This window comes from Arthrobacter nitrophenolicus (assembly GCF_000332815.1).
Lineage (GTDB): Bacteria > Actinomycetota > Actinomycetes > Actinomycetales > Micrococcaceae > Arthrobacter > Arthrobacter nitrophenolicus.
On the sequence record NZ_AOFD01000005.1, the window covers coordinates 18,336 to 34,926 of the forward strand.

Genomic DNA, 16,591 nt, shown 5'->3' on the forward strand with positions numbered 1-16,591 from the left:
GCAGGCTCCTCAGGTCAGGTGCGCGGCTGGGCCGGATTGGTGGGGACCCCCTGCGACGGCGGGTTGACCGGCGGACCGGGCACCGACGTGGGCTGCGGTGCGGCCGGGGCTCCGGTGGCAGCTTCCGGGCTGGGTACCTGCGGCCCGCCCGGTTCCGCGCCGCCCTGCAGGTCCTTGTGTTCAGGGACGCTGTGCCCGGGGACTTTGTGCTCGGGAATACGCTTCATCTGCTCTTCTCCCTATCTCCTCGTTACCCGTATGCGGCCCGACTGCCGGCCCCAGGCGGCGGACGGAACTGCTGACGGACTCTGCTTGCCGCCGAAGAGAACAACATAATAAGCACCCTTATTAATCTGCCGAAAGGGTCAGCCGCCCCCTGTTTCCGCGGCAGGAGGCCCTGCGCGGGCCGGATGCGTCCGGAAGGGGAATTAGCGAACACTATTGGGTCTTTTTGATTGGTTCTGACGGGCTTACGGTGGACCCACGAGGGCCGCCTATCCGGGGCGGCCGGCCAAGGAGGACTTTCCATGACAACGCACGTCGCGGACTGCAGCGTAACGAACTGTTCCTTTAACGACCACACCAACTGCAACGCGGCCGCCATCACCGTGGGCGGCGCCGAAAACCACGCACACTGCGCCACGTTCATTGAAACCGGAATGCACGGCGGCCTGCCCAAGGTCCTGGCCGACGTCGGAGCCTGCCAGCGCAGCGAATGCGTCCACAACGACCACCTGATGTGCAAGGCGCCTGAGGTGCACGTGGGTCCGGGCCGTGACAACGCCGACTGCCTGACGTACTCGCACGCATAGCCCGCACATCTGAAGGATCCGGAGCACCCGGGACGGCAACGCCCCCGGGTGCTCCGTTATGTCCGGGCCCGGCACCTCACCGCCGCACCGGCACGCGCTGCCTTGCCGCCGTCGTACGCGCTGAACCGCTGGCGCTACCGAAATTCCGTGCCGCTGCGCAGGCTCCCTGGCGCTGCCCAAATATCAGGCGCGTCAGGTCACGTGCGGGTCGCGGGCGAATATGCGCGTCATCAGAAGGGGGAGAGAGCCAGCAGCACTCCCCCTGCGGCGCCCACGAGCACCACCAGCCACGGCGGCGCCTTCCACGCGATAAGCAGGACGAAGCAGACCAGGGCCAGGCAGAACGGGCCGGCACCGGTGATGGCCGTGGTGAACACCGGGTTGTAGAGGGCTGCAGCCAGGATCCCCACCACTGCCGCGTTCGCGCCGCGCATCAGCGCCTGCGCCTGCGGCCGGGTCCGGAACCTGTCCCAGAAGGGAAGCACGCCGACAAGGAGGAGGAAGCCCGGCAGGAAGATTCCGGCCAGCGCGACGGCGGCACCCGCCACGCCGCCCGGTCCGGCCCCGGACAGGGTCCCCAGGTAGGCAGCGAACGTGAACAGCGGACCCGGGACGGCCTGCGCAGCGCCATATCCTGCCAGGAACTGCTCCGGGGTGACCCAGCCGGGGGTGACCACGCCGGCCTGGAGCAGGGGCAGGACCACGTGCCCGCCGCCGAACACCAGCGCACCTGCACGGTAAAACGCGTCAAAGAGGGCGAGGCCGGCCGATCCGGCGGCCAGGGACAGCAGCGGCAGCCCGGCCAGCAGCACCAGGAACAGGACCAGGCACACGGCGCCGGCCGCCCTGCTCACCGGGAAGCGCATGGCACCCGTCACGACGCCGGTGCCGGCCCGGCAGAAAAACAGGCCCGCCAGCGCACCGACGCCGATCGCCAGCACCTGCCCCAGCGGACCCGCCAGCAGGATCACGGCCAAGGCAGCCACCACCGCAATCGACGCCCGTTCCCGGTCCGGCGTCAGGGCCTTCGCCATCCCCCAGACAGCCTGCGCCACGATGGCCACAGCCACGATTTTCAGCCCGTCAAGGATTCCCGAACCGAGCACGCCCTGGAAGAGGGAGGCGCCTGCGGCGAACGCCACCAGCAGCGCGGCCGACGGCAGCGTGAAAGCAAGGAACGCGGCGAGGGCGCCGAGCGGCCCGGCCCGGTGCAGCCCCAGGCCGAATCCCACCTGGCTGGACGCGGGGCCGGGGAGGAACTGGCAGAGGGCCACAAGATCGGCGTATTCCTTGTCATCCACCCACCGGCGGCGTTCCACCAGCTCGTCCCGGAAGTAGCCCAGGTGCGCGATGGGTCCGCCGAAAGACGTAAAACCCAGCTTCAGGAAGACCCGGAAAACCTCCCCCGCCGAGCCCACCGAGCCGCGTGCGGTAACCGTTTCCGTCACAGGTCCGCCACGAGCCCGGCAACCCGCTCCAGCGCGCCCGGAACCACCGAGTAGTAGGCCCACGTGCCCCGCTTTTCGCGGTGCAGCAGTCCGGCGTCCACCAGGATCTTCAAATGGTGCGAGACAGTCGGCTGGCCCAGGCTGAGCGGTTCCGTCAGGTCGCAGACGCAGCGCTCCCCCGCCTCGCCGGCCTTCACCAGCGAGAGCAGCCGCACGCGGTTGGGGTCCGCGAGCGCTTTGAAAACCAGCGCGGCTTGCTTGGCCTCCTCCGCTCCGAGGGCTGCACCCGCGGGCGGCGGGCAGCAGGAAGGATCCGTCTCAGTGACGGACGAGGTCAATGGCAGCACAGCGGTCATGGACACCATTATGCCGCCATATCGACATTCATCAATATGGCGGCATAACGGTTTTGGGGCTGGAGCCGGATACGGGGGGTTACGTACCTGCCGGTTCCTCGCGGTGGGGGATCACCACGTTGTCTGCCGCCTGGCCGGCGGCGGGAAAAAGGGCCAGGAGGAGTCCGAGTCCGACGGCGGCGCCCGCCAGTTGCGCCAGCACGAACCCAGGCACCGAGCCAGGCGCGATGCCCGCGAAGGTGTCGCTGAAGATCCGGCCCACGGTTACGGCCGGGTTGGCGAAGGAAGTGGAGGAGGTGAACCAGTAGGCGGCGCCGATGTACGCGCCCACGGCCGGAGCGGCCAGCACTCCCCGCGAGGTCCGGGCCAGGGCGAAGATCAGCAGGATGAGCCCGGCGGTGGCCACCACCTCGCCCAGGACGTGGCCGCCGGTGAGGCGGTCCTTGCCGGAGATGGAGGTCCCGACGTCGAACATTGCGTTGGCCAGGACGCTTCCCCCGATTGCCCCGACCACTTGGGCGGCCACGTATGCGCCGACTTCCGGCAGCGTCAGGCCGGTGCCGCTGCGCCGGCCGAGCGCCCAGTCGGCCAGGGACACCACAGGGTTGAAGTGCGCGCCGCTGACCGGCCCCAGCACCAGGATGAGCACCGTCAGGCCCAGAACCGTGGCGGTGCTGTTCTGGAGCAGCTGCAGGCCGACGTCGTTGGGGGAAAGCTGCTGGGCGGCGATCCCGGAGCCGACAACGACGGCCACCAGCAGGCCGGTGCCAAGCAGCTCGGCTAGGGCGCGGCGCCAGAGGGGAGGCTGGGAAATATGCATGCAACCAGCTTGACCCACCCGGAATACCTCAGTCAAACTTGAGTCAATGGAAACTGAACTAAGCGCCGCGTTCCGCCAGCGGCTGGCCAGGCATGCAGCCCTGGCCGACGCCGGCCGGCTGCGCATCGTGGACCTGCTGACGCTGGGCGACCGCTCGCCGTCGGAATTGCAGGCGGAGCTGGGAATGCCGTCCAACCTGCTGGCCCACCACCTCCGCATCCTTGAGGACGCCGGACTGGCGGCGCGGCACCGCTCGGAGGCGGACCGGCGGCGGAGCTACATCCGCCTGGTGGCCGGGTCGCTTGAGGACCTGGTTCCCGGCAGCGGGCACCAGGCGCGGCGCGTCCTTTTCGTGTGCACCCGCAACAGCGCACGCTCCCAGCTCGCGGCGGCCCTCTGGCGCCAGGCCAGCGGTATTCCCGCGACATCGGCGGGGACGCATCCCGCAGACCGGATTTCCCGCGGCGCCCTGGAAGTCGCCGCCCGCCACGGCCTGGACCTGGCCGACGCCGTACCGCAGCAACTGGACCAGGTCATGGGAGAAGGGGATTTCGTGGTGACCGTCTGCGACAACGCCCACGAAGAGGTTCCGGGCCTGCAGGGGGTGCACTGGTCCATCCCCGACCCCGTCAGGCAGGGCACCGCCGCGGCCTTCGAGGAAGCCTACGGGCAGATCTCACACCGCGTCAGCGACCTCGCACCCCGCCTCACCGCCGCCTGACACCAATACATTGACAACCATCAATATTTAGCGCCATACTCCCCATATCGATCATCATCAATCTTTCGGGACTGAGAGGTCGGGCGGGAGCACCACCACCCACCGCGGCACCTCCCGCCGTACGTCATCATTAGGAGAACAGCGTGACCACCGAGACAGCCAAGAAGCCCTCCGTCCTTTTCGTCTGCGTCCACAACGCAGGCCGTTCCCAGATGGCCGCAGCCTTCCTGACGTCCCTGTCCAAGGGTGCCGTGGAGGTCCGCTCCGCAGGGTCCCAGCCCGCGGAGAAGATCAACCCCGCCGCCGTCGAGGCCATGGCCGAGGTGGGCATCGACATGTCCGCGGAGGTTCCCAAAGTCCTCACCACCGAAGCTGTCAAGGACTCGGACGTGGTGATCACCATGGGCTGCGGCGACGAGTGCCCGTACTTCCCCGGCAAGCGCTACGAGGACTGGGTGCTGGAGGATCCGGCCGGCAAGGGCGTAGAATCCGTCCGCCCCATCCGGGACGAAATCAGGACCCGCATCGAAGCCCTGATCACCGAACTGGTGCCCGCGCAGCACCCGGACGCCCAGTAACTCCAGGAGACCTCCATGACGAACGAACAGCTGATCATCATCGGTTCCGGCCCCGCGGGGTACACCGCAGCCATCTACGCCGCACGCGCAGGCCTGGCACCGCTGGTGCTGGCCGGCTCGGTCACCGCGGGCGGTGCCCTGATGAACACCACCGAGGTGGAGAACTTCCCGGGCTTCCCCGCCGGCATCCAGGGCCCGGAACTGATGGACGGCCTGCAGGAACAGGCCGAGAAATTCGGCGCCAAAGTGGTGTTCGACGACGCCACCTCGGTTGATCTCAAAGGCCACCTGAAGACCGTGGTCACCGGCGGCGGCGAGACCCACCAGGCCCCGGCCGTCATCCTGGCCACCGGCTCGGCGTACAAGGAACTCGGCCTGCCGGAGGAGAAGAAGTTCAGCGGCCACGGGGTCTCCTGGTGCGCCACCTGCGACGGGTTCTTCTTCCGTGACCAGGACATCATCGTGGTGGGCGGCGGTGACTCCGCCATGGAGGAAGCCACGTTCCTGACCCGGTTCGGAAAGTCCGTGACCGTCGTCGTACGCCGTGAGGAACTGCGGGCCTCCCGCATCATGGCGCAGCGGGCCAAGGACAACCCCAAGATCAGCTTCGCCTGGAACTCCGCCGTCACCGCCATCCACGGCAACGGCAAGGTCACCGGCGTGACGCTCACGGACACCCGCTCCGGCGAAACCCGGCACCAGGCGGCCACCGGCATCTTCGTGGCCATCGGCCACGTGCCGCGGACGGAGCTCGTGGCCGGCCAGGTGGACCTGGACGCGGACGGCTACATCAAGGTGGACTCCCCCACCACGGTCACCAACCTGTCCGGCGTGTTCGCCTGCGGCGACGCCGTGGACCACCGCTACCGCCAGGCCATCACCGCCGCCGGGACCGGCTGCGCCGCCGCCCTGGACGCCGAACGCTACCTGGCAGCCCTGGACGACGCGGACAGCATCGCCACGGCGCTGGTCGAAGAACCTACCCACAGCTGACAACCCGGGCAGGAAGGGGGTGGGCTGGATGAACACGGATTGCTGCGGCGACAACGGTTGCTGCGACGACGAGGATCAGGACTGCTGCTAGCCCTTCCGCACAACCAACACATCGATGAGAGGACATGCCATGGAAAAGACCAGCCTTCCGGTAGCCGTGATCGGCGCCGGGCCGGTGGGACTCGCCGCCGCAGCGCACCTGCTGGAGCGCGGCCTGGAGCCGCTGGTTTTCGAGGCGGGTCCGACGGCGGGCGCGGCCATTGAGGAATGGCGCCACATCCGCCTGTTCTCGCCCTGGCGGTTCAACATCGACGCCGCCGCCGTCCGGCTGCTGGAGGCATCCGGCTGGGAAGCACCCCGGCCCACCGCCCTGCCGTACGGCGGCGAGCTCATCGACAACTACCTCGCTCCCCTGGCGGCGCTGCCGGCCCTGGCCTCCCGGCTGGAGACCGGCGCCCGGGTACTGGCCGTGACCCGGCAGGGCATGGACAAGACCCACGTCCGCAACCGGGACACCACCCCCTTCATTGTCCGGGTCCTGCACTCCGACGGCGAAACCCGCGACCACACCGTGGCTGCGGTGATCGACGCCTCCGGCACCTGGTCCACCCGCAACCCGCTGGGCACGTCCGGGCTGCCGGCGATCGGCGAGGAGGCGGCCGCGGCCCGCATCTCCTCCCCGCTGCCCGACGTCGCGGGCCGGGACCGCGAAGCCTTCGCGGGCAAACGCGTCCTGGTGGTCGGCGCCGGACACTCCGCCGCCAACACCCTGCTCAACCTTGCCGCACTGGCCAAGGAGGCACCCGAAACCCGGATCCTGTGGGCCATCCGGGGCGCCTCACCGTCCAAGACCTACGGCGGCGGGGACGCTGACGGGCTGCCCGCCCGCGGCCAGCTCGGCGCCCGGCTCCGCCGCCTGGTGGAGGCGGGAAAGATCGAACTGCACACCGGTTTCGGCATCAGCTCCTTCAAATCCCTGGACTCCGGGGTCACCGTCGGCGCCGTGGACGGCCGCACCCTGGAGGCCGACGTCGTGGTGCCCTGCACCGGCTTCCGGCCGGACCTGGACATGCTGCGCGAGCTCCGCCTCAACCTGGACCCCGCCGTCGAGGCGCCCATGGAACTTGGCCCGCTGATCGATCCCGAATTCCACTCCTGCGGCACGGTGCCGCCGCACGGTGCCAGGCTGCTGGCCCACCCGGACAAGGACTTCTACATTGTGGGCATGAAGTCCTACGGAAGGGCTCCCACCTTCCTGCTGGCCACCGGGTACGAGCAGGTCCGCTCCGTTGCCGCCGCCCTGGCCGGGGACCGCGAGGCCGCCGACACCGTCCAGCTTGAACTTCCGGAAACCGGCGTCTGCTCCACCGACGCCGGCACCAGCTGTGACGTTCCCGCTACCCGGCCCGCAGCCGGCGCGGGTGAGGCCGGCGGCGAGTCCGGCTGCTGCGCTGCCCCGGAACCGGTCCTGGTCGCTTTCCCACCGGCCTGGCCCACGGCCGCTCCGCCGACAACTGACACCTGAAAACCACAAAGGAAACCCATGACTGACGCCTCTCCCGCCACCGCCGGGGACAAGAAGCCCGCCGTCCTGTTCGTCTGCAGCAAGAACGGCGGCAAGTCCCAGCTTGCGGCCGGGCTGATGCGCCAGCTCGCCGGCAGCAGCGTGGACGTCTACTCGGCCGGCACCAAGCCGGCCAAGGACCTCAACCCGCTGGCTGTTGAATCACTGGCCGAGCTCGGCATCCCCGTTGAGGGCGAGTACCCGAAGCCCGTCAGCGAGGAGGTCCTTGAGACGGCGGACGTGGTGGTGGTCCTGGGCACCGAGGCAAAGCTTGAACCGCGCGAGGGCACCCGCTTCGAACTCTGGGAAACCGACGAGCCCTCTGAACGCGGCATTGAAGGCATGGAACGCATGCGCCTGGTCAGGGACGACGTCCGGGCCCGCGTCCAGAAGCTGCACCAGGACCTCACCACTTCCTGACGGGCCGGCGCGATGGACCACCAGGACCGGTCCGGCGGGTCAGCGGGGCCCGCCATCCTGGCCGTGCCCTGGGAATGCCCGGAACACCTGGTCCTGACGGCGGCGGAATTTGCGGCCGCCATGGACCTCCACCTCGTCTGCGCCTTCGTTGACCCGGCAAGCTACCTGGTGGAGTGGGCCGGGTCGCCGGAACTTCCCGGAGCCTCGCTGGACCCTGCCGTTAACGATGAGGCGGCCTACCCTTCACGGGAACTCCTTGGGCGCCTGCAGGAAATCCTTGCCAGGGCGGAGGACGTGAGCTGGTCTTTCCGGGTCCTCAACGGCGCCGTTGCCCCGGCCCTGATGCGGCTAGCGGACAGCTTGGCGCTTCCATGTTCATCGTGGGAGGCCGGCGCCCGGGGATCCTGTCCCGGTTCGAGCGGGTCCTGGAGGGCTCAGTGGCGGAGGCCCTGGAGCACTCGCAGCGGCGGCCCGTCCTGGTGGTTCCCGCGGTGGGCCACTAGGCCAAAAAGCCGGGCACAGCACTGCGAAAAATGCTTGGTGGGCAATGCCCCTGTCAGTACACTTAGCTTATTCATCCGGCGGGCTGGGGACCAGCAGCGACGCTCCTCCGGAGGGAGCCTGTTAAGGCGCGAAGGCGGCACCCATGCATGGAAACCGGAAGCTCCCCCGCAGCATTCGCGAGGAAGTCGCCCATCTGGAGCTACAACTGCAGGTCCTGGAAATCATCGACGAAATCCTCAGCGGAACCGCCGCCTGCGAGGCCGATGCCCGCAGCTCGCTGCGATGGTACGTCAGCGCCAATCCGGGCCAGCCGCAGCGCGCCCTGCTGATGCACATGATGAGCATCCAGCGCTCCGATCACACCTGACACAGAAAAAACACCCTGCTGAAACACCACGGCAACCTCGCCACGGCAAGCTGTGCCTACGGGGATACAACAGCAGGAGGCAGCCCATTATGGAGGCACAAGGAGTACGTACGGACCAGCTCCGCATCGGAGACCACATCGAGGCCTGGCACCGGGGCAGGCTGTTCCACCGCGGCCGGGTGACCGGCGTGGTGCCGGCCCTGGAACTGTTCTGGATCCTGGACGCGAGGACCGGCACGCGCAAGCTGCTGGACCCCGAGGCCCTGGAGATCAGGCACGTGGAAGAGCCCGTGGAGCAGCCGGCCCGGCCGGCCAAGCTGGAACCCGCATAACGTCCGGGTGGCAGGTTTACTGGGCCCGGTCCTGGTAGACGTCCGGGATGCCGTCCTGGTCCGCGTCCACTTTCTCCAGTTCCTCTGCCTGCCGGTACTGCCGGTTCCTGGTCCGCAGCACCAGGGTGGCCAGCATGGCGGCGAGCAGTGAGGCGCCGAGGATGCCCACCTTTGCGTGGTCATCGTGGATGCTGCCGTGGCCGAAGCTGAGCTCCGCCACCAGCAGGGACACCGTGAAACCGATGCCGGCCAGCAGCGCCACGCCGAAGATGTCGATCCATTTGAAGGAGCTGTCCAGGGTTGCCCGGGTGGCTTTGGTCAGGATCCACGTGGTGCCCAGGATGCCGATCGGCTTGCCGAGCACCAGGCCCAGGATGATGCCGAGCGCCACCGGGTCGGCCAGGGCAGAAACCAGCCCGTCCCAGCCGCCCACCGCGACGCCGGCTGAGAAGAACGCGAAAATGGGGACGGCAATGCCGGCGGAAATGGGCCGGAAGCGGTGCTCGAAAATCTCCGCCAGCCCGGGCCCGGCCTCCGGACCGCCGCCGGCCTGCGAGCGGATGACCGGCACGGCGAAGCCCAGCAGGACACCGGCCACGGTGGCGTGGATGCCCGAGGCATGGACGAGCGCCCACGTGACCATGCCCAGGGGCAGCAGGATCAGCCACGCGGCTGACGCTTTGCGGCCGAAGAAGTGCCGGTACTTCTGCGCCAGGAAGGTGTAGAGGGCCAGCGGCACCAGGGCCAGCAGCAGCGGCGTCACCTGGATGTCGGTGGAGTAGAAGAACGCGATGATGCTGATGGCGATCAGGTCATCCACCACGGCCAGGGTCAGCAGGAAGATCCGCAGCGCGCTGGGCAGGTGGGAGCCGATGATGGCCAGCACGGCAACGGCGAAGGCGATGTCCGTGGCGGTGGGGATGGCCCAGCCGCGCAGGGTCTCCGGGCTGGTGAGGTTGACGACGGCGTAGATCACCGCCGGGACAACCACGCCGCCGGCCGCTGCAGCCACCGGGACGATCGACTTGCTGATCTGGCGCAGGTCGCCGGCCACGAATTCGCGCTTGAGTTCCAGGCCCACCAGGAAGAAGAAGATGGCGAGCAGTCCGTCGGCAGCCCAGGCGCCGAGGCTCAGCTCCAGGTGCCAGGGCTCGTAGCCGATCTTGAAGTCGCGGAGCGCGAAGTAGCTGTCGGAAGCCGGCGAGTTTGCCCAGACGAGGGCGATGATTGCCGCTGCGACCAGCAGGGCGCCGCCGACGGTTTCCTTGCGGAGGATTTCCCCGATCCGCAGGGCCTCGGAGTAGGAGCCCCGGGCAAAGACCGTGCCCCGGGGCGCGGCGGGCGGCGGTGTTGATGGCGGGGTGGAGTTCATGAAGGAGTCCTAACGTTTGGGCTCGACAAAATTACTGCCGACCAGACTTCCCGGCGCACCTTCGACCCATTCTAGGGGCGCTACCGCCGGCGCCCAAAAGTATTGTGTCCTGCGGTGCTATCCCGCCCGGCGCCGGGACGCCCCCGGCCGGCTTTCGGTCGCGATAGCTTTGACGGCGTGGTCGAGGTAGTTCCGTGCCTCGGCGGAATTGGCCAGCTTCACGAGCTCCGCCGCCACCACCACCAGTTTGACGTTCCGGTGGCTGCTGGTGCTGACCAGCATCTGGAAAGCGTCGTCGGCACCCATTTTCAGCTGGCCCATCAGGATGCCTCGGGCCTGGTCCACCACGCTGCGGGTGGAAGTGGCACCGGCGACGGCGTCGCGTGCGGTCTGTTCCGTTTCGCGCTGCAGGGTGGTGGTGAGGTCCACCATGACCCCCTCCATGACCGAGACGTTGCCGGCGTCATCCATGATGCCCTCACCGGAGGTCAGCACCCGCCGGGTCCGCCCCTTGGCGTCAATGATCCGGTGGTACATGCAGAAGTAGCCGCCTGTTTGCAGGACCTGGTCCACGATGGCCTGGCACCGGGGCCTGTCCTCCGGATGCTTGTGGGAGTACAGCAGCTCCAGGGTGGGCACCACGTCGCCACGCCGATACCCGTGCAGTTCGAACATGCTGTCGGACCATTGGACCTTCCACCCTGCCACGTCCACATGGAAGGTCCCGGCGACGCATTCATTGTCGCCCAGGGCGCTCGAATAGGTGTAAGGGCCGGTCAGGTCCGTCATCACAGGGGCCACCTCCATGTAGCATCCAGCACCCGCGGCGCAACAGATCATCCGGGGCACTACTACCAGTATGGCCGCGGCGGACTCCGACGGGTAGGCCATAGGTCCCGCCTACCCGAAGAGGGGTGGGCCGGCAGCCCCCTCCCACCCCTTGACGAAGATACCCCCTGGGGGTATGCTCAACGTGTTGTCAGTGAAGTGGTATGTCCCGGCGGTTCCAGCGCCTTCACAGCCGTTCAACCCCAGCACCCTGCTTACCAAGGATTCATCCTTCGTCAAGGAACGGAACTGACATGGACATCGAACACCGCACAGCGCTCCCCCTGGCATCCGCCGCCGGCTGCAGCTGCTGCTCCCCCGCAGGCCACGCACCCAAGACCGCAGCCGCCGTCGCCCATTCCCCTGCGGCCTCGGGCCGGCGCGAGTTCGCGCTTGAAGGACTCACCTGCGGGCACTGCGTCAAGACTGTTGAAACGGCGGTAGCGCCCTGGACGGCGTTGATTCGGCCTCCGTTGACCTGGTTCCCGGCGGGCGTTCCCGCCTCACGGTCGCCGGTTCCGCCTCCGAAGAGGCCGTCCGCACGGCCGTCACCACCGCCGGGTATTCCCTGGCCGCACACTGACCTTTGCGCTTCTGCTGGCACCGCCCGGCGCAGTACCAGTCCTCCAAGGAGGAAACCATGCAGGACATGCACCAACCAACGCACCACCACGACGACGGCAGCCAGGCAGGCGGCACGCTCACCCGCCACACCGCTCCCCATGCGGGCCACCACCAGCCGGCGCACCAGCACCACGGCGACGACGACCACGCCGTCCACACCTCCGGCCAGCACGCCGGGCACAGCACCGCCATGTTCAAGAACCGGTTCTGGCTTACCCTGGCGCTGTCCGTTCCGGTGGTCTACTTCAGCCCCATGGTGGGCCACATCCTGGGCTACATGGCGCCCATGTTCCCCGGTTCCACCTGGATCCCGCCCGTCCTGGGCACCGTCATTTTCCTGTACGGCGGGCAGCCGTTCCTCAAGGGCGGGCTCCAGGAACTGAAGGACCGGCGGCCGGGCATGATGCTCCTGATCGCCATGGCCATTACAGTGGCCTTCGCGGCCTCGTGGATCACCAGCCTGGGCCTGGGCGGCTTCGACCTGGACTTCTGGTGGGAGCTCGCGCTGCTGGTGGCCATCATGCTCCTGGGCCACTGGATCGAGATGCGCGCCCTTGGCTCCGCGCAGGGTGCGCTGGATGCCCTTGCGGCCCTGCTGCCCGACGAGGCCGAGCGCGTCACGGACGGCGGCACCGAGACGGTGCCGGTCTCCGAACTCCGCCCTGACGACCTGGTCCTGGTCCGGCCCGGCGCCCGGATGCCCGCCGACGGCACCGTGGTGGACGGGCAGGCCGAGTTCGACGAATCCATGATCACGGGCGAGTCCAAGACAGTTCCCCGCAGCCCCGGAGCCCCGGTGGTGGCAGGAACCGTCGCCACGGACAGCAGCGTCCGCGTGCGGGTCACGGCCGTGGGCGACGATACGGCGCTGGCAGGAATCCAGCGGCTCGTGGCCGAAGCCCAGGCTTCGTCCTCGCGTGCACAGGCGCTGGCGGACCGCGCGGCAGCGTTCCTCTTCTACTTCGCCACCGCGGCCGGCGTCCTGACGTTCATCGCCTGGACGCTGCTGGGCAGTGTTCCGGAGGCCGTCACCCGGACCGTGACAGTGCTGGTGATCGCCTGCCCCCATGCCCTGGGCCTCGCCATTCCGCTGGTCATCGCCATTTCCACCGAGCAGGCCGCCCGGGCCGGCGTGCTGATCAAGAACCGGATGGCCCTGGAACGCATGCGGACCGTTGACGTTGTCCTCTTCGACAAGACCGGCACCCTCACCACCGGTGAACCCGAGCTGATGGATGTGGCAGTGGCCGAGGGCGTCGATCCTGACGAGTTGCTGGCCCTGGCCGCGGCCGTCGAATCGGACAGCGAGCACCCCGTGGCGCGGGCCATCGTGCGCGCGGCCCGGGACCGGAACCTGGTGGTGCCGGCCGCCGGCTCGTTCACTTCCCTGACCGGGCGGGGCGTGCGGGCCACCCTGGACGGACGGACGCTGCACGTGGGCGGACCCGCGCTCCTGCGCGAGCTTGCCGCCGTCGAACCCCCTGCCCTGGCCGCGGTGACCCGCGGCTGGATGGACCGCGGCGCGGCAGTCCTGCACGTGCTCGACGGCGGCCGCATCCTGGGCGCAGTCAGCCTGGAGGACGCGGTGCGTCCGGGAGTCCCGGCAGGCCGTGGCGGCGCTGCAGAACCGGGGCGTCAAGGTAGCAATGGTCACCGGCGACGCGCGGCAGGTGGCGCGGGCCGTGGCGGCGGACCTCAGGATCGATGAGGTGTTCGCCGAGGTCCTACCCGCCGACAAGGACAAGAAGGTGGCCGAGCTCCAGGCCCGCGGGCTGAAGGTGGCCATGGTGGGCGACGGCGTCAACGATTCCCCGGCGCTGGCCCGTGCCGAGGTGGGCATCGCGATCGGCGCCGGCACCGACGTGGCCATGGAGTCCGCCGGGGTGGTCCTGGCCGGAAACGATCCCCGGGCCGTCCTGTCCATGGTGGACCTCTCGCGGGCGAGCTACCGCAAGATGTGGCAGAACCTGGTGTGGGCGACGGGCTACAACATCCTGTCCGTGCCCCTGGCCGCCGGGGTCCTGGCGTTCGCCGGCGTTGTCCTCTCGCCCGCGGCGGGTGCCGTGCTGATGTCCGCGTCCACTATTGTGGTGGCGCTGAACGCCCAGTTGCTGCGGCGCCTGAAACTGAACCCGTCCGAGGTACGTTGACGTTGAGGGTACGTTGAAAGGTGTGGTCCGCGTGAGGGGAGGGAACAGCATGCAGGCAGGCATCCGCACCGCCGTCGTGGCTGCCCTCCGCCCGGCCGCGTTGGCTGCCGCGGTCCTGGCCCTGCTGGCCGGCATCCTGGGGATGCACGTGCTGACCGCAGGCCATTCGGCCCACGCGACGCCGGCCTCCACGGCCGCTGAGCACGCCGGCCATACCGGTGCCGCGCACGACGGCGGCACCCACCCACGTGCCGGGGATCCCGCCGTCGGACATTCCCATGACGGCCACAAGGGGCAGGGCGCCCAGCCCGCGGACGAGTCCTTCACCGCCTCGGGTTCCTGCAGCTCCGGCTGCCCCGGGGCGGAGGAAGCCGGAGCGGCCTGCGTCCCGCTGGTGCCGGCGGGATCGCCGGCCGTCGCACCTCCCCCGGCCACCTCGGCAGCTCCGCTGTATCTGGCGTCGGGAGCCCGGTCCACCGCCTACAGCTACATCCCTTCAGGTCCCACGCCCTGCGAACTGTCCATCAGCCGGACGTAAACCGGCGCCGCGGCGTGCCGCTGCACGCACCGTTTCGGCCCAGTTCCACTGACCTACCTGAAGGACAATCTTCATGAACAGCAAGATCAAGACCCTCTCCCTCGCCGCTGCCCTGGCAGCCTCGCTCGGCCTTGCCGGCTGCGCGGCCGGCTCCGGAAGCTCCGGCGGAAACACCATGCCCATGGATCACGGCAGCTCCGCGCCGATGTCCAGCATGATGCCGGACGCCAGCGCCGACCATAACCAGGCGGACATCGCGTTCTCACAGATGATGATTCCGCACCACGCCCAGGCCGTGGAGATGAGTGACATCATCCTGGCCAAGCAGGACGTCCCGGCCGAGGTCACGGCCCTGGCCACCAGGATCAAGGAGGCCCAGGCGCCCGAGATCGAGACCATGACCGGCTGGCTGGAAAGCTGGAACGTGCCCACCATGATGTCGGACCACTCCGGGCACGGCATGAGCGGCATGGTGGACGCCGAAGGCATCGAGAAATTCAAGGCCGCCGAGGGGACCGACGCCGTCCGGCTCTTCCTCGAACACATGATTAAGCACCACGAGGGCGCCGTCGACATGGCCCAGCAGGAAATCGGTGCCGGCAAGAACGCGGCGTCCATCCAGCTGGCCCGCGACATCATCGCCGCCCAGGAAGCCGAGATCACCGAGATGAAGGAGCTGCTCGGCAAACTCTGACCCTCCCCGGCGACGCTCTCTCACTTACCGCACCCCATCGGCCGACGCTCTCTCACTTTCCTGAGGAAAGTGAGAGAGCGTGCCTTCGAGAATGGCGTTAGGTGAGAGAGCGTTGGTTTGGCCGGCGGCGCCTGGCTTTGGGTGCCGCCGGCTTCACATGCTCGGGGCGGATCCCGACGCCCACGAACCGGGCGGTCACGCGCCGCAGCACCGGTGAGGCGAGCCGGAGGACAGGAGGCAGCCAGCGGGGCGCAACCCGGCTGCCGCTGGTGGCCCTGGCAAGCACCCGGTGCCCGCCGCGCTGGAGCCGCTGCATGATCTTGACCGGCATCTCGCGCCGGCGCTGGACGGCGGCGAGCTTCTCCGGCGGTGCGGTGCCGACGGCAAGGTCTGCCGCAATGGCGTTGGCCAGTGCCACCGCATCCTGGATCGCGAAGTTCACGCCCACGCCGAACATCGGGGACATCGCATGCGCGGCATCGCCGATGGCAATGAACCCGGGGCGGTGCCAGCGCCGCAGCCTATTGATCCGGACGGACAGGAGCTTGACCTGGTCCCAGTCCTGCAGCGTGCCGACAACGGTCTTGAGGAAGGGTGCCGCGTACGTGATCCGGTCCCGGAGCGCACCGAGCCCCGCCTTTTCCAGCCCGTCGAACCCGCCCTTTTCGATGACCATGCCCGACTGGTACCTGTCGCCGCGGTCGATCGTGAGGACCATGCCCCGTGACGAGACGTAGGCGAGGGTTACCGGCGGCGGGTCGGGCGGCTTGGGCAGGCCGAACCAGAGCACATCGATGGGCACACCGTACTCGTCGGGGACCAGTCCCGCCGCCGCCCGGAGCACCGAGGCACGCCCGTCGGCAGCGACGGTGAGCGTCGCGCGGAACTCCCGTCCGCCGTCGGGCCCTGTTGCCCGGACGCCCCGCACCTGGTCCTGCTCCATGATGAGTCCGGTGGCCTCGGTCTCCATGTGCAGTTCGAAGGTGGGGAACGCCGCAGCCTCGCCGGCCAGGAAGTTGAGGAAGTCCCACTGCGGGGCGAGGACCAGGAAGTTGTCCGGGCCCCGAAGGCTGTGGAAGTCGACGAGGGTGAATCGCTTGCCATCCACCACCGCGTCCATCGTGGACAGCCTGGTCAGCGGCAGCTGCAGGAACTTTTCCCGCAGCCCGAGTTCCCCCAGCAGGGTCACGGTTGAGGGGTGGACGGTGTCGCCGCGGAAATCGCGGAAGAAGTCGCCGTGCTTCTCCAGCACGGCCACCTTCAGGCCTGCCCGCGCGAGCAGGTAGCCGAGCACCATGCCGGCCGGTCCGCCGCCGGCGATCACGCAATCATGTTCCGACGTCTCTGCAGTCACGTCGTCCCCTCTCCGTTTCCCGGGCTGCTTCCATGGTGGCGGCAGCGGGCCGGGATGGGTAGTGCGGGTCCCGGGGTGTTGCGTGTTAAGTTGAAAGGCACGGGCTGAACGTCCGT

General features: G+C 68.7%; 17 protein-coding genes and 2 pseudogenes. 12 read left to right on the plus strand and 7 right to left on the minus strand.

Annotated features, from left to right (window positions below):
• Nucleotides 1-14 precede the first annotated feature (14 nt).
• Nucleotides 15-227 carry a hypothetical protein gene (locus tag G205_RS02580; protein ID WP_009356595.1) on the minus strand — a complete coding sequence of 71 codons (213 nt, stop codon included), beginning with the start codon at nt 225-227 and terminating at the stop codon, nt 15-17.
• A gap of 300 nt (nt 228-527) precedes the next feature.
• Between G205_RS02580 and G205_RS02585 the strand changes: the two genes are divergently transcribed.
• Nucleotides 528-812: a DUF1540 domain-containing protein gene (locus tag G205_RS02585; protein WP_009356596.1), complete on the plus strand. Its 285-nt coding sequence runs from the start codon at nt 528-530 to the stop codon at nt 810-812.
• A 230-nt stretch (nt 813-1,042) separates the two neighbouring features.
• On the opposite strand, the gene chrA is transcribed toward G205_RS02585, so the two are convergent.
• From chrA to G205_RS02600, 3 genes are all read right to left on the minus strand, one after another.
• Complete coding sequence (gene chrA / locus G205_RS02590) at nt 1,043-2,260, minus strand: chromate efflux transporter (RefSeq protein WP_035751839.1); 1,218 nt, start codon at nt 2,258-2,260, stop codon at nt 1,043-1,045.
• Nucleotides 2,257-2,616 carry an ArsR/SmtB family transcription factor gene (locus G205_RS02595; RefSeq protein ID WP_035751871.1) on the minus strand — a complete coding sequence of 120 codons (360 nt, stop codon included), beginning with the start codon at nt 2,614-2,616 and terminating at the stop codon, nt 2,257-2,259. The genes chrA and G205_RS02595 overlap by 4 nt, the downstream gene beginning before the upstream one ends.
• Nucleotides 2,617-2,695: 79 nt before the next feature.
• Nucleotides 2,696-3,436, minus strand: a complete 741-nt coding sequence (locus G205_RS02600; protein ID WP_009356599.1) for an aquaporin — start codon at nt 3,434-3,436, stop codon at nt 2,696-2,698.
• A gap of 46 nt (nt 3,437-3,482) precedes the next feature.
• On the opposite strand from G205_RS02600, the gene G205_RS02605 reads away from it, so the two are divergent.
• The 8 genes and pseudogenes from G205_RS02605 (at nt 3,483) to G205_RS02640 (ending at nt 8,915) form a co-directional block, all read left to right on the plus strand.
• The gene (locus tag G205_RS02605) at nt 3,483-4,157 is read left to right on the plus strand and encodes an arsenate reductase/protein-tyrosine-phosphatase family protein (protein WP_009356600.1); all 675 of its coding nucleotides are present in this window, start codon (nt 3,483-3,485) and stop codon (nt 4,155-4,157) included.
• A 143-nt stretch (nt 4,158-4,300) separates the two neighbouring features.
• Entirely contained in the window at nt 4,301-4,735 is a 435-nt protein-coding gene (locus tag G205_RS02610; protein WP_009356601.1) for an arsenate reductase ArsC, read from the plus strand.
• 15 nt (nt 4,736-4,750) lie between these two features.
• Nucleotides 4,751-5,728 carry a thioredoxin-disulfide reductase gene (gene trxB / locus G205_RS02615; protein WP_009356602.1) on the plus strand — a complete coding sequence of 326 codons (978 nt, stop codon included), beginning with the start codon at nt 4,751-4,753 and terminating at the stop codon, nt 5,726-5,728.
• 130 nt (nt 5,729-5,858) lie between these two features.
• Nucleotides 5,859-7,246 (plus strand): annotated as a pseudogene (locus tag G205_RS02620) (FAD-dependent oxidoreductase).
• A 25-nt stretch (nt 7,247-7,271) separates the two neighbouring features.
• Nucleotides 7,272-7,712 (plus strand): arsenate-mycothiol transferase ArsC, encoded by a 441-nt coding sequence (locus tag G205_RS02625; protein ID WP_009356604.1) that lies wholly within the window; start codon nt 7,272-7,274, stop codon nt 7,710-7,712.
• Nucleotides 7,713-8,083: 371 nt separating this feature from the next.
• Complete coding sequence (locus G205_RS23375) at nt 8,084-8,215, plus strand: hypothetical protein (RefSeq protein ID WP_009356605.1); 132 nt, start codon at nt 8,084-8,086, stop codon at nt 8,213-8,215.
• Between the two features lie 143 nt (nt 8,216-8,358).
• Nucleotides 8,359-8,583: a hypothetical protein gene (locus G205_RS02635; RefSeq protein WP_009356606.1), complete on the plus strand. Its 225-nt coding sequence runs from the start codon at nt 8,359-8,361 to the stop codon at nt 8,581-8,583.
• Between the two features lie 89 nt (nt 8,584-8,672).
• Complete coding sequence (locus G205_RS02640; RefSeq protein ID WP_009356607.1) at nt 8,673-8,915, plus strand: hypothetical protein; 243 nt, start codon at nt 8,673-8,675, stop codon at nt 8,913-8,915.
• A gap of 16 nt (nt 8,916-8,931) precedes the next feature.
• Here the strand turns inward: G205_RS02640 and nhaA are convergent, their stop codons facing one another.
• The gene (gene nhaA, locus G205_RS02645; RefSeq protein WP_009356608.1) at nt 8,932-10,287 is read right to left on the minus strand and encodes a Na+/H+ antiporter NhaA; all 1,356 of its coding nucleotides are present in this window, start codon (nt 10,285-10,287) and stop codon (nt 8,932-8,934) included.
• 117 nt (nt 10,288-10,404) lie between these two features.
• Nucleotides 10,405-11,094, minus strand: a complete 690-nt coding sequence (locus G205_RS02650; protein ID WP_009356609.1) for a PAS and ANTAR domain-containing protein — start codon at nt 11,092-11,094, stop codon at nt 10,405-10,407.
• Between the two features lie 670 nt (nt 11,095-11,764).
• Between G205_RS02650 and G205_RS02655 the strand changes: the two are divergent.
• The 3 genes and pseudogenes from G205_RS02655 (at nt 11,765) to G205_RS02665 (ending at nt 15,121) form a co-directional block, all read left to right on the plus strand.
• Nucleotides 11,765-13,889 (plus strand): annotated as a pseudogene (locus tag G205_RS02655) (heavy metal translocating P-type ATPase).
• A gap of 31 nt (nt 13,890-13,920) precedes the next feature.
• On the plus strand, nt 13,921-14,427 hold the full coding sequence (locus tag G205_RS02660; RefSeq protein WP_235046749.1) for a hypothetical protein: 507 nt from the start codon (nt 13,921-13,923) through the stop codon (nt 14,425-14,427).
• Between the two features lie 73 nt (nt 14,428-14,500).
• On the plus strand, nt 14,501-15,121 hold the full coding sequence (locus G205_RS02665; protein ID WP_009356611.1) for a DUF305 domain-containing protein: 621 nt from the start codon (nt 14,501-14,503) through the stop codon (nt 15,119-15,121).
• A gap of 97 nt (nt 15,122-15,218) precedes the next feature.
• On the opposite strand, the gene G205_RS02670 is transcribed toward G205_RS02665, so the two are convergent.
• Nucleotides 15,219-16,475, minus strand: coding sequence for an FAD-dependent oxidoreductase (locus G205_RS02670; protein ID WP_268743655.1), 1,257 nt, complete (start codon nt 16,473-16,475; stop codon nt 15,219-15,221).
• Nucleotides 16,476-16,591: the final 116 nt, after the last annotated feature.